Raw genomic sequence first — 12,759 nt, forward strand, 5'->3', positions numbered from 1 at the left:
CACAGAAACAGCATCAAAACCGTAGTAATCGCAAATTTTTTTGGTACTTTTGGACTGGGATTTTAACCAACAGAACAAAGAAACTTAAATATCGTTACAGTTCCCCGAAAATGCGGCTACATTGGTTAAAACATGGCATTTGCTGACCTTCGACTTCGACTAAGCGTTTTTTATGATTTCTGCCAAATCCAACAACACATTGCCGGAACTCCAGCTCCCTTCTCGACCATCTCTCGGTTGGCCTAAGTTTGGAGCAATCGCCGTGCTAATTGGCGCTGGTAGTAGCATTTTTGTGGGGTTATGGCTGGGTTTAATGTTATTGCTCGACCCGAACTCAATTTTATGGCTCAATCGCTTTTTGCCAGAGTGGAGTCATGTGCCGATTGCCCTCAGTAATCCTCTGCAAAACTTGGCAGAAATCGAAGCCGAGTTACAAGAAGAGCAGTTGAGTCTTGGCGCACCAATTTTTCTCGATGAAGAGATGCTGGTGCCAGTCTGGCGGACGGTTGCAGACTGCGACACTCAATGTGAGGCGATCGCCGCCCTGCGGGTGTATTTTGTCGAAGGGGATGTCCTCGGCGAAGAACGCTACAGTTTGCTCAGTGAAGTGCGCCTTGGAAAGTCCACACTTAATCATTTTTCTGAATTCAAACTATTGCCGCGAGAGGGAGATGATAGCCAATGGTTATCTCTCGAAGGTGTCAGTGCAGGGACAGAAATCACCTCAGGCGATCGCTACGGAGTCTTGCTCCATTACAACCCTTACGAAAAACGACTGATTAGCGTTCTCCCTTGGCAGAGTGCCGCGGGTAATAGTCCCCAATGGCAACAGGTTTTTATTGATCGGGATCAAGAATTTGTGGTGGATCAAAGCCGCAACCTTGAGCCAGAATTTGAGATTTTTCGTGTCGAACCCAGCTACAAAGAACCGATTCTGAGCCCAATCAGTATCGAAACAGTCGCCCTAGATTTACCGGTTTATGAAGAGGCGATCGCCTTAGCTCGTTTAAAACTATGGGTTGTTGCTCAGCAGCAGTTAGTCGAAATCAAGCAAACCGTTAAGCCGGAGCAATGGACAACCGCAGCAGAAACCCAACTCCAGCTCGTCGCTTATCACGCGAAGCAACTCACAGAAAAATGCGAATCCACTACTCTCAATATTGGTCAAACAATTGGCCATTGTCTGCGAGCGGGGGATGTGAATGAGGCGCTCCGTTTATTACAAAATAATTTTGATGATCCCCTAGTTGTCAGTACGGTGGTGGCGTTCCTCGAAGCGAATGGCAAAGATCTTCAACCGCGTCTTGATGCCCTCCATGCCATTAACCCTTTCCGTGATGCCGTAACTATTTGGCAATTCCTTTCTCTCACGGCTCAAAATGGCTCACAAGAGGCGCTCGCCTCCCTACAGGAGCACCAACAGCTTGACGAAAAGCTGCAAGCCAAAATTAAAACGACCCTCGACCATGTTGAAACAGCCCTCAGTCGACAGCCTCGTGCCCTCAGTGCTGACAGTAAAGTGATGGGTCAACTGCGGGCTGTGCGGAATATTCAGCCGAATCAATGGCTGCAACCTGAAACTGAGGCGATCGCCCTCGACCAAAATCGCAACTGGCATATTCTCGACGTCAATCGCTTTTTTGATGGCCAGCAATGGCAGCAGGCTCCTTTCAATCTCGACCTCTCCAACTTTGTCCCAGGTCAATCCCTCTGGCAAAGCTTGGGTCTCAATAACAATACGACGCTTCACATTGGGCAAGCTGATCTCCGGCAGCCTATTAGCCAAGCTTTTGGGCAAGTACGAGGTGCAAAATTCCAAAATGGCAAACTCCAACTCCTGGTTGAAGGCACTCAAACTCAAGCTGCTCGTCAGGCTTTTGCCTATAGTCCGACGACCCTCCGTTGGCTGACGCCGAATACCCTCAGCATCAGAGATTTAGGGGCGATTGAACCCGCTTGGGTAGACCTAATTGTTGCCAATCTGTGGCGGCATCTTCGCGCTGACAATTTACGTTCTGAATCAACTTTGCCAGATCTCGCCACTCTGAAAGCTGAGTTTGGTGCTTTACAAGTTTCTCCAATAGAACTCACTGGTAATAACCATGCTGAAGCTCGTTTGACCATCCACCTAGATTCAAAGGGCAAGTTGGCAACTCCAAACGTACTTCAAGTGGCCAATCAAAATGACCCTTTAACCGCCTATAACTTAGTTTTTGCAGATACTGGCGACCTGCTCTATAGCGAGCTGAATGAAACAAAACCAATTAAGCTCCGGGCGATCGCCGACCTACAGGATGGTGGCACTGCAGCTTTGGTTTTCCAAGATCAAAATAACCAAATTCAATTGAAACGTTGGGATGGTAATCGCCGTCTTTTTAATGATCTCTAACCATTAGCCAAATAAATCCACGCTGGACAACGACTGAATCGTTTGTAGATCATTCATGATGTATTGCAGTGGCGTGATGGTAATAAATCCATCGGCGATCGCCTCCACATCCGAAGGAATATCTCCGGACACATTGTTATTGCACACATCTGGCTGGGGCAATTCTTCAATCACTTCTCCAGCTAACCAGTAGTAAACATTACCTCTGGGATCATGGCGTTTTTGAAATTGCTCGATGTAACGGCGTAGTCCTTGTCGCGTAATTTTTGCACCTTTAATCTCATCACTCGGTACAGCTGGCACATTGACATTCAATAAAACGGCTGGGGTGATCGCCTGTTGAGGAAGCTGCTGAAGTAAACGGCAAGCAAAATCCGCAGCAGGTTGAAAATTATGACTTGTATGGCTGGACAGACTAAATGCAATGCTTGGAATCCCTTCCAGTAAACCTTCCATTGCTGCCGATACCGTGCCTGAATACAACACATCTGTGCCGAGATTGGAGCCATGATTAATTCCCGATAAAACAAAATCAGGTTTTTCATCTCCCGTAACCACTGCACTCAGGGCAAATTTTACACAATCAGAAGGCGTTCCAGAACAAGACCAAGCTGTTACTGCTGGCTCAAAAATACCTTCCACAAGTTCTGCGCGGATGGGGCGATGGAGGGTTAAACCATGGCCTGTGGCAGATCGCTCACGATCAGGACAAACCACCGTCACCCGATGGCCTGCCGCAGCGAGGGTATTGGCGAGGATACGGATCCCGAGGGCAGAAATACCATCATCATTACTAACTAAAATATTGAATTGTTGTTGCGCGGCGGAAGACACTGATGGCATGGACTTTAAACAAGCAGAATTTGACCTGTTATTTATTATCAGGGAAGGTTTACACTGTTAGGGTCTTAAAAATATTAATTGAGTTTAGTCATAAATCCTGCTGGCATGACCACTTCCACTTTGACCCAAATTGAATCTGATCTACAAACGCTACAACAAGAGGCAGAGGAGGCGATCGCCACTGTCGGAGATTTAGATGAACTCGATAAATTACGCGTCAGCTTTTTAGGCAAAAAAGGGAAGCTCTCACAAATCTTGCGAGGTATGGGAAAACTATCTGCAGAAGAACGTCCCAAAGTTGGTGCAGTAGCGAACCAAGTCAAAGAAGGTTTACAAGGTCAGCTGGAAGGCAAACTCAACGAACTCCAGCAAGCAAAAATTGCGGCACAACTTAAAGCTGAGACCCTAGATGTCACAATGCCTGGTGTTGGTCGTCCCCTTGGTCACAAACATCCACTACAAAGCGCAATTGATCGCGTGCTCGATATTTTTGTGGGGCTAGGCTACACCGTTGCGGAAGGCCCTCAAGTGGAATCGGATTATTACAATTTCGAAGCGCTTAACACTCCTCCCGATCACCCTGCCCGCGATATGCAGGATACGTTTTATCTTCCTGGCGATCGCCTCCTGCGGACTCATACTTCTTCTGTTCAAATCCGCCATATGGAAAACAACGAGCCACCCATTCGCATTGTTGCTCCCGGCCGTGTATACCGTCGTGACACAGTCGATGCGACTCACTCTGCCGTTTTCCACCAAATCGAAATTTTAGCTATCGATAAAAAGATTAACTTTGGCGATCTTAAAGGTACTCTCAAAGCATTTTTCCAAGAGCTCATGGGCGAAGACACTGACGTTTTATTACGTGCCAGCTACTTTCCTTTCACAGAACCTTCCGCCGAATTTGATGTGAAATGGCGCGGTAAATGGCTTGAAATGGGCGGCTGTGGCATGGTTGATCCTAATGTTCTGAAGGCGGTTGGCTATGATCCGGAAGTTTATTCTGGGTTTGCAGCGGGCTTCGGTGCAGAACGAATTGCGATGGTCTTGCATAAACTCGATGACATTCGCCACCTTTACAATAGTGATATGCGTTTTTTGAGTCAGTTCTAAACTTTTTTAAGTCAGTTCTAAAATAGAAAGTGGGAGTGATGCTCGGCGATCGCTTCCACAAAGATTTGACTCTCCATAATTCATGAAAAATAAGAACTCAGCAGCGATCCTGTCCTTTTTCCTTGGTGGGGTTGGAGTCCACAAATTCTACCTAGGCGAAACAGGCTGGGGAATCGTCTATGCTATTTTTTTCTGGACCTATATTCCTACCCTTGCAGGTCTCGTAGAAGCCTTATTACTGCTGAGTATGCCCCAGGCTGACTTCGACAAAAAATACAACAGCAAAACCCTTATTGGCTACGAATCCCGACACCTAACGAATAATCCTGGTGATGTTCCTCAAGTCATTGTCAATATCAATGGTGAACAAGCCGTATCCACCGAATATCGAGATAAAAATCGTTCAACCTCCAATTCTCCAATTTCTCCAAACACCCAATACGAGGCGATCGCCGCAGAAAAAATTGATCGTCGCATCCTAAAACTCTGTCTAAACAAGGGAGAAATCACTCTATTAGACTGCTTTATCGAAATTGAAAATGTCCCCAGAAGTATCTTAGAAGCTCGCCTTGAACACTTAGTTCGGTCTGAATTTTTACAGATCGATAATCGTACCAGTGACGGAAAAATCATCTATCGACTTGATAATTAATCGCTAAAATTGAGGGAAGTGTTGACACTTCGACTACACAATAAATTTATTTCTATACATCAACAAATCTAATAATGAACTTCGATCCAGACAAAAGAAAATTGCTCTCGGCTCTTTGCCATGGTGCCACATTTATCAACTACACAGGCTTATCTATTGCGATCCCGATTGGTATCTTATTAACCACAGATGATCCCGTCGTTAAAGCCAATGCTCGTGAAGCCCTAAATTTCCACTTCAATATGTGGATTATCTTCGCCATTGGTGGGGTTACAACCTTTATCCTGATTGGCTTTCTAATTATTGGATTAGCTGCTCTTGCAAGCTTTATTCTCCCAATCATTGCAATTCTTGCTGTGCTGAAAGACGAAGACAAATCCTACAAATATCCCTTTATCTTTCACTTCCTTTAACCTTTAAAGATCTAGCCCAAAAATATCTATTGAATTAAGTCGCTAGATTAACAGGAGAAAATCCCACGGTTAAGACTTTTTAGGGGTGATCACACACCTATACCAAACCATCTACTTAAATAACTTCCTTGAAAAGCTAGAGACGTAACCACTGTTACAGTCACATAGCATTAAGTTTGTTAGAGTTGTCCTACAAATCGCATGGAAGTCAAATTTATCGTGACTTTAATCTCTGTTGCTATTATCGAAGGAAATCCTCACCTGAGGTCATTATTAGGCTGGCATTTACAACAAGCTGACTATGCCATTTATCAAGCTGCAAACCTTCAACAATCCCGTCGGATTTTTGAGCAGCACATGCCTTCTTTGGTCTTATTGGATTCAGATTTACCTGATGGTGATGGCCTCGAACTATGTCGTTGGCTAAGGCAAAACACCCAAGTCATTATCTTAGTTCTCTCCGCAAAGAATACAGAGAAAGACATTGTCAGAGGCCTCAAAGCAGGCGCTGATGACTACCTCACTAAGCCTTTCGGGATGCAGGAACTCCTCGCGAGGGTTGAAGCATTAACCCGTCGTATCCATGCAACTAATGCTCCGCTCCAGCTCGATTATGGTGAATTACGGATTGACTTAGTTCAAAGACGGGTTTTACTCCGGAGTACTTATATTGACCTAACTCCGCAGGAATTTAGCTTGCTTTATGTTTTGGCACAAGCAGATGGTGAACCCCTCAGCCGTTCCGAACTCCTGCAAAGGGCATGGCCAGATGCTATTGATAACCCCCGGACTATTGACACCCATGTCTTGTCATTGCGAAAAAAAATTGAACGTGACCCACGGCAACCTAGCCTGATTCAAACGGTTCGGAATGTCGGTTATCGCTTTAATCCTGATGTCGTTAATCCTTCTGCCAATAATGACTTTAGCGGTAGACACTCTACTGGATTAGAGCCAAGTAATCAGCGATCGCCACAACAGCGTTCAACAAAACAGCGCACACCAATGCGTGAGCTGGTAAATAATCTGTAGACAAATTTCTTCAGAAAGATAGCTTTTGATTCGTGGCGTTAAAAGTGGGTAGCCCATTGGGCACTATACCCGCTTTTTTATTGTGCAGATTTACCTCGACGCATACACTCGCTGTATATAACAAGCTGTATGAGGAGTTTTCAAAACTCAAATTTAGACGAGATTGCGATCAGTCAAAATATCATAGCCATCTTTCGTCACCAGCACTGTATGTTCATATTGTGCTGAAAGTGATTTATCAGGCGTAATCACTGTCCATTTATCGTCTAGAGTAATCGTTTCTTTCGTCGCGGCATTGACAATCGGTTCAATGGCCAAAACCATGCCAGGTTCTAGAATGACATTTGGTAGTTGACGGGTTCTGAAGTTAAAGACCGAAGGTTCTTCATGGAGAGCTTGGCCAACGCCATGCCCAGTAAAATCTTCGACGACATAATAGCCATATTCCATCACAAGGTCTTCAACAGCACCTGCAATATCAAGCAGAGAATTACCAGGTTTAACTTGTTCGATCCCTTTATAAAGAGCTTCTTCCGCCGCTTTCATGAGTCGCTTGGCAGCAGGTTTTATTTTTTTGCCAACGCCGACAGTGATACAAGAGTCGCCGTGATAGCCTTCAAAAAATGCGCCAGTATCTACCTTGACAATATCGCCTTTGTGAATGCGCTTATCTTCGCGCGGAATGCCATGGACAACTTCATCATTAACAGAGATACAAATTGATGCGGGAAAGCCATAGTAGCCTTTAAAGCTAGGAGTTGCGCCCATTTCTCGGATACGTTTTTCCGCATAGGCATCCACGTCCATAGTGGTCATGCCAGGTTTAATAATTTCGCTAACTTCTTTAAGAACAGTCGCCACAATCCGTGACGACTGGCGCATGATGGCGATTTCTTCAGCCGTTTTGATTTTGACTTTACTTTTTTTACGGCGACGGGGAAGACCTGTTTGGGCTTTTTTCTCGGGCAGGAGTCGTTTTAATAGCTCTCTCAATACATCACCTTAAAGAAATCTCTAGCATATCCGGCAATGAGTTGGGCCTTATCCATACCGTTCACGATACGGCGGGCATTCACAAAGTCTCGGCGATCGCCGGAAATATAGTCGTCAAGCTTGTGTCCAGTAAAGGAACCATCCCGCATTCCCAGAACCAAGATTATAGCAGCGATATTATACTCTTCGGTGAGCTTGGGATCTCCTAGGAGGTTCAGTCCAGAGCGATCAGTCCAGCGCGTATAGTTTAGTCGGCCCGTAATTTGCACAAAGCCGCGTCCTTTGTAGCGAACACCATCACCGGGTTGAGTATTGCCAAGATCACGACGTCCTTCATAGGCTGTGCCACTGGCAAATTCGAGCATCCACTGTCCCAGTCGGGACTCATGGCGAGCAGTGGCAAGTATATAGGCAATTTGTCCTAAATCAACGACCCCATCCCGTTGACATTCTTCGAGAATGAGGGGAATAGATGATGCAGCGAAACGGCGCATCCCACTATCTGGTAAAGATGCAATCAGGCGATCGCTGTAGAAAAGTAGAGGGCGAGGCGGTTGATACACACTGACCCACTGCTGAAACAGACTCATCCAAGATTGCTGACCAACCAAGCCATCAACAATTAAATTACGCTGCTGTTGCAATGTACGCACCGCTTGTTCTGTTCCTGAACCAAAAAAGCCATCAATTACGGCATTCGACGGTAAAATCCCAGCCCGTTGCAACAACAATTGCAAGAGTTTGACATCCTGTCTCAAATTAGGTGCAGAAATACCATCTCCTTTTTGCAACGTTGGATAACTGCGACTACTGGGGTTGGAGGGGATACTCGCCGGTTCGTCGGGGGGAATCGTGACCGACCATTGGGCTGCAGTGGCTTCGAGTTTTGTAATAAATTCTTCGAGGGCGCGCCAAGTGGAAGGACCAACAATACCGTCAGCTACAAGCTTTTGACGAACCTGGAAAAATTTCACACCATTTTCTGTCTGACGTCCAAACTGACCATCAATCACTGCTCCCGCAGGAATAAATAGACCTCGCTGTAACAATGTTTGCAAATAACTCACTGTTTCGCGTAGTTGCGTCGTTTCAATACCAGCTCCTCGTTGCAAAAGAGGCTTCGGAATATTGGGATTAATCTGAGTAACAGGGGGAGGAGTGGTGGGAGTCGGTGTCGGTGAGGGAGTTGGCGTAGGAGTGGGGGCTACAACTGGGCCGTCATCAGTGGCGGCGATCGCCTTACGAATAGCTTTCCAAGTTGACTCATCCACAACCCCAGTCGCCAACAAATCATATTGTCGCTGCACTGCCTTGACCGCATTTTCTGTGCCTTTGCCAAACAGACCATCAACGACACTAGTTTCCGGTAAAAATCTCGCCTGAATCAATAACGTTTGGAGTTGCTTGACCTCATCAATATATTCCTGAGAATCAATACCATCCCGGTATTGCAAAACAGGCTGCTTGCGCTTTTGCTCCGCCGCCAACTGCTCTAATATTTGCCAAGTCTCGACACCAACAATGCCATCAACTTCTTGATCAACAAAGTTTTGGAGAGCCTTTACGGATGTTCTGACATTTTGATCAAACTCACCATCAATGGTTTCCTCAATCGAGAGGAAACGTGCTTCCTGCAACAATGTCTGCAAACGACGGACATCCTCTTTCTTTTCTGGACTGTCAATACCATCGCGATACTTAAGAACTGGATAATCGCTATTCGGAGTCGGAGTGGGTGTTGGGGTTGGAGTCGGCGTTGGACTAGGAGTAACTGGTGGCGGAACCACTTCTCCCATATCACGGGCAAGATCTTCCAATTCTTGCCAAGTATTGGGGCCAACAATACCATCCATAAATAAGGCAGAGTCCCTTTGGAAGGCCTTTACTGAAGTATCAACATCGGCATCAAATTGACCATCGACTTCAGCATTACGAGAATAGTAACGAGCCTGTTGCAGTAATAACTGTAATCGCTTTACGGCTGGTTGCTTATCTGGGGAATTCATCCCATCGCCTAATCGCAATACAGGATTTTGAGTTACGGGGACATGTTCAGGAGTCGGCTCTGGAGTCGCAACAGGTACTGGGACCGGAGTAGGACTCGGTGTTGGGGTGGGTTCTGGAGAAGGTGGATCAATGACAAAGCTAGGGTCATTGCCCGGTGATGGTGAATTGGTTGAGTTTTGTTGAACGATATCTTCGAGGGTATCCCATGTTTTTGCGCCGACGATACCATCTACCGTCAATTTTTGATCTTTCTGAAATGCTTCAACAGCTCGTTCTGTCTGCAAGCCAAAAAATCCATCAACTGCTGTTTCGGGAGGAAGAAATCCAGCCTTAATTAAGAGGGTTTGCAAAACTTGGACATCATCACGCAGGGCAACGGAACCGAAGCCATCGCCAGAACGTAAGGTTGGTTTTTGTTCGAGAAAGAGACGCCGATAAGTTTCGATAGATTCCCATGTCGTCGCGCCAACAATACCGTCATTGGTGAGTTTATTAGAAAGTTGGTAGGCTTTAACGGCGGATTCGGTACTCATACCAAATAGACCGTCAACTTGCGCTGTGGAGGGTAAAAAGCCTGCTTCCTTCAGAAAAGACTGGAGATATTTCACATCATCGCGATCTTGTCGGTTGTCGATGCCACTTCCACGACGGAGGACTGGACGTTGGGTTGCCATGGGCTTTCCTGATTCTGTATGCGTCGGTTTTATCGGTTATATCACTGATTGTATAGTGGCGATCGCCCGGAGATCAGCTTTGTCATCAAATAACACCAAATAGCTACTCTATAAATGGTTTTTCGAGGCTAATGGTAATGATTACTCGCTGTTATCGCCAACAATATTTGGACGGAGTCCATTCATTTTTTCTGGATTCTCATCATAAAAAAAATATGGAGATTAAGCGATAGAAATGTTATTGCGAAGCTCTAAACCTAGACAATAGCTAAACTATCTCAGAATCACTTGTTAATCTTTAGCATCCTATCAAGTATTCACAAAACTATTAACGAACCACAAAACCGGCTAAAACACCTTGAATAAAAGGTGTTCAGCTCATCATCACCTATATTCTATCTATGCCTTTTTTCTCCTAAAGAACATAGAGAAAAAGAATTATTCTCAATAAGGAGTAGTTATTGCCAAAATCAAGAAGGGCAAGTATTATTGTCAATAAGCAGAACTTGTTGAAAAAATATGCTGGTACCTTCCTACGATGTTAGTGCGCTAAAAGCTGAGCTAAATTCCAAAGGATGGCGACTTACGCCACAACGAGAAAAAATCCTTAATACGTTTCTAAATTTGATCCAGGGAAACCATCTCAGCGCAGAGGATCTGCATATGAGGCTCTTGGAGCAGGGGGAAAAGATCAGTTTGTCTACTGTGTATCGCAGTGTCAAACTCATGACACGCATGGGAATTTTACGAGAGCTAGAGTTGGCGGAAGGCCATAAGCACTATGAGCTAAATCAATCTCAAGAGCATCACCACCACTTAGTCTGTGTGCAATGTAATAAGACGGTGGAATTTGAAGATGTCTCAATTAATAAGCACAGTATTGAACAATGTCAGCAACAAGGGTTTGAGCTGATCGATTGTCAACTGACCATTACCACCATTTGTCCGGAAGCGCGTCTTATGGGTTGGCCTTCAGCGTTACCCCATGATTGGATGTGTTCTAGGGTGAAAGCGCAGGAAGAGATTAAGAGAAAGGCTCAGGAAAAGGAAAAAGTGTAATGCGATCGCCGTTATTGGTCACCCAAGATTTAGCGGTGGGTTACGGACGGCGATTACTATTTGAGTCTTTATCGTTATGTTTGCGATCAAACTCTTTTGTTTGTTTGATCGGCGCAAATGGGGCAGGGAAATCCACCCTCTTAAAAACGCTATCAGGATTGCGGGAGCCTATAGTTGGCTCCGTTCAATTACAGGGTCAAAATCTACATGAGCTGTCGCCAGAGCAGCGGGCTAAGCAGTTAAGTTTAGTCCTTACAGATCGTCTTGAACTCGATTGGTTATCTATCGAAGAACTCGTCGGTTTGGGACGGCATCCTTACACTAATTGGCAAGGACGTTTAGGGAAGGGTGATCATGAAATTGTGCAACAGGCGATCGCCGCAGTTGGTTTAAGCAAGCTCAGTCAGAAATCAATTACACAAATTAGCGATGGTGAACGGCAAAAAGCGATGATTGCTCGTGCCTTAGCTCAGCAGACAAAACTATTAATCCTAGATGAACCGACGGCCTATCTCGATTTGCCACGACGGGTAGAGGTCATGCAACTATTGCGATCGCTATCCCATGCAGAAGGACGAGCGGTTTTAATGTCTACCCATGATTTAGATTTGGCACTACGCAGCGCGGATCAACTGTGGTTAATCACCGAGTCAGGAAATTTAATTGTTGGCACACCAGAGGAATTAGTATTACGCGGCGATCTGGGTGAGACGTTTAGCAGCGACACATTTGAGTTCAATCAAGAAAGTGGCCAATTTCAACTCAACTATCAACGGCGATCGCCTATCCAATTGCACGGAGAAGGTTTAGTTGCCACATGGACAATTCGTGCCTTAGAACGGTTAGGCTATGCCGTGACGACAGAACCAACTGATTTAGCGTTAGACATTCATCTAAATCCTGAGTGCTGGTCTCTCAAAAATGGCGATCGCACTAACAATTTCCATAGCCTTGGCGAACTAAGTGATCATCTGCAAGCTTTACAATATAAAAATTGTTGACCACAGCAGACATGGCAGACATCCGAATCCCAAAAAAAGATATCCTTGCGCTCAACCTTGAGCCGATCCAAATCTTGGTGAAATCCATTTTGCTGGAAGAGCAACTCGCTGATTCCGAACAAAACTATCGCCTCCTCATCGATTTCCCCTTAGATGAAAACGATCCCCGCGAACTCTCAGAAATTCCAGAAGTACGCCTTTGGTTCGTCCGTCTCGATGCGCTCTTACCTTGGTTTTTATTTCTGCTGAACTGGAAAGAAGGTGAACTTGCTCGTTACACCGCGATGTTAGTGCCTCATCAGTTTCACCGCACCGAAGGCATCCAATTTAATCCCGAAGCCCTTGAAATCTTTGTGATGAACAAAGTATTTTCCCTGAGTGAGACTCTCCCTAATTTTGGGATTCAGCCTCAATCTCGTGTTAAGGCGATCGCCCAAATGCTTGGCTATGAGCTGGATGACGACTTTTTAAACGCTCTCGTCTAAGACAAATCACCAAAGATAATTGGAACAAACTCACATCGATGATCATTTTGTCACTGATCAATTAAGTATTATCACTGTGGTGTATCCAAAAAAAATTT

The 12,759-nt window shown here is 45.3% G+C and carries 11 protein-coding genes; 8 read left to right on the plus strand and 3 right to left on the minus strand.

The window, feature by feature from the left end:
• Positions 1 to 172: 172 nt before the first annotated feature.
• Positions 173 to 2,389, plus strand: coding sequence for a hypothetical protein (locus LEPTO7376_RS20470; RefSeq protein WP_015135948.1), 2,217 nt, complete (start codon positions 173 to 175; stop codon positions 2,387 to 2,389).
• A 3-nt stretch (positions 2,390 to 2,392) separates the two neighbouring features.
• Here the strand turns inward: LEPTO7376_RS20470 and surE are convergent, their stop codons facing one another.
• Positions 2,393 to 3,232 carry a 5'/3'-nucleotidase SurE gene (gene surE, locus LEPTO7376_RS20475; protein WP_015135949.1) on the minus strand — a complete coding sequence of 280 codons (840 nt, stop codon included), beginning with the start codon at positions 3,230 to 3,232 and terminating at the stop codon, positions 2,393 to 2,395.
• Positions 3,233 to 3,337: 105 nt separating this feature from the next.
• Between surE and LEPTO7376_RS20480 the strand changes: the two genes are divergently transcribed.
• The 4 genes from LEPTO7376_RS20480 (at position 3,338) to LEPTO7376_RS20495 (ending at position 6,442) form a co-directional block, all read left to right on the plus strand.
• Entirely contained in the window at positions 3,338 to 4,345 is a 1,008-nt protein-coding gene (locus LEPTO7376_RS20480; RefSeq protein ID WP_015135950.1) for a phenylalanine--tRNA ligase subunit alpha, read from the plus strand.
• An 82-nt stretch (positions 4,346 to 4,427) separates the two neighbouring features.
• Entirely contained in the window at positions 4,428 to 4,997 is a 570-nt protein-coding gene (locus LEPTO7376_RS20485) for a TM2 domain-containing protein (RefSeq protein WP_015135951.1), read from the plus strand.
• A 74-nt stretch (positions 4,998 to 5,071) separates the two neighbouring features.
• Positions 5,072 to 5,410, plus strand: a complete 339-nt coding sequence (locus LEPTO7376_RS20490; protein WP_015135952.1) for a DUF4870 domain-containing protein — start codon at positions 5,072 to 5,074, stop codon at positions 5,408 to 5,410.
• A 201-nt stretch (positions 5,411 to 5,611) separates the two neighbouring features.
• Complete coding sequence (locus tag LEPTO7376_RS20495; protein ID WP_015135953.1) at positions 5,612 to 6,442, plus strand: response regulator transcription factor; 831 nt, start codon at positions 5,612 to 5,614, stop codon at positions 6,440 to 6,442.
• Between the two features lie 153 nt (positions 6,443 to 6,595).
• On the opposite strand, the gene map is transcribed toward LEPTO7376_RS20495, so the two are convergent.
• Together map and LEPTO7376_RS23990 are read right to left on the minus strand one after the other, a co-directional pair.
• Positions 6,596 to 7,435 carry a type I methionyl aminopeptidase gene (gene map / locus LEPTO7376_RS20500; RefSeq protein WP_015135954.1) on the minus strand — a complete coding sequence of 280 codons (840 nt, stop codon included), beginning with the start codon at positions 7,433 to 7,435 and terminating at the stop codon, positions 6,596 to 6,598.
• Positions 7,432 to 10,116, minus strand: a complete 2,685-nt coding sequence (locus LEPTO7376_RS23990) for a peptidoglycan-binding protein (RefSeq protein WP_015135955.1) — start codon at positions 10,114 to 10,116, stop codon at positions 7,432 to 7,434. Before LEPTO7376_RS23990 ends, map begins: the two co-directional genes overlap by 4 nt.
• A 519-nt stretch (positions 10,117 to 10,635) precedes the next feature.
• On the opposite strand from LEPTO7376_RS23990, the gene LEPTO7376_RS20510 reads away from it, so the two are divergent.
• From LEPTO7376_RS20510 to LEPTO7376_RS20520, 3 genes are read left to right on the plus strand one after another with little or no spacing between them, the layout of a single operon-like run.
• Entirely contained in the window at positions 10,636 to 11,175 is a 540-nt protein-coding gene (locus LEPTO7376_RS20510; protein WP_015135956.1) for a Fur family transcriptional regulator, read from the plus strand.
• The gene (locus LEPTO7376_RS20515) at positions 11,175 to 12,176 is read left to right on the plus strand and encodes an ABC transporter ATP-binding protein (RefSeq protein ID WP_015135957.1); all 1,002 of its coding nucleotides are present in this window, start codon (positions 11,175 to 11,177) and stop codon (positions 12,174 to 12,176) included. Before LEPTO7376_RS20510 ends, LEPTO7376_RS20515 begins: the two co-directional genes overlap by 1 nt.
• Before the next feature lie 11 nt (positions 12,177 to 12,187).
• On the plus strand, positions 12,188 to 12,661 hold the full coding sequence (locus LEPTO7376_RS20520; RefSeq protein WP_015135958.1) for a CRR6 family NdhI maturation factor: 474 nt from the start codon (positions 12,188 to 12,190) through the stop codon (positions 12,659 to 12,661).
• Positions 12,662 to 12,759: the final 98 nt, after the last annotated feature.

Origin of the sequence: [Leptolyngbya] sp. PCC 7376 (assembly GCF_000316605.1) — a bacterium.
GTDB lineage: Bacteria > Cyanobacteriota > Cyanobacteriia > Cyanobacteriales > MRBY01 > MRBY01.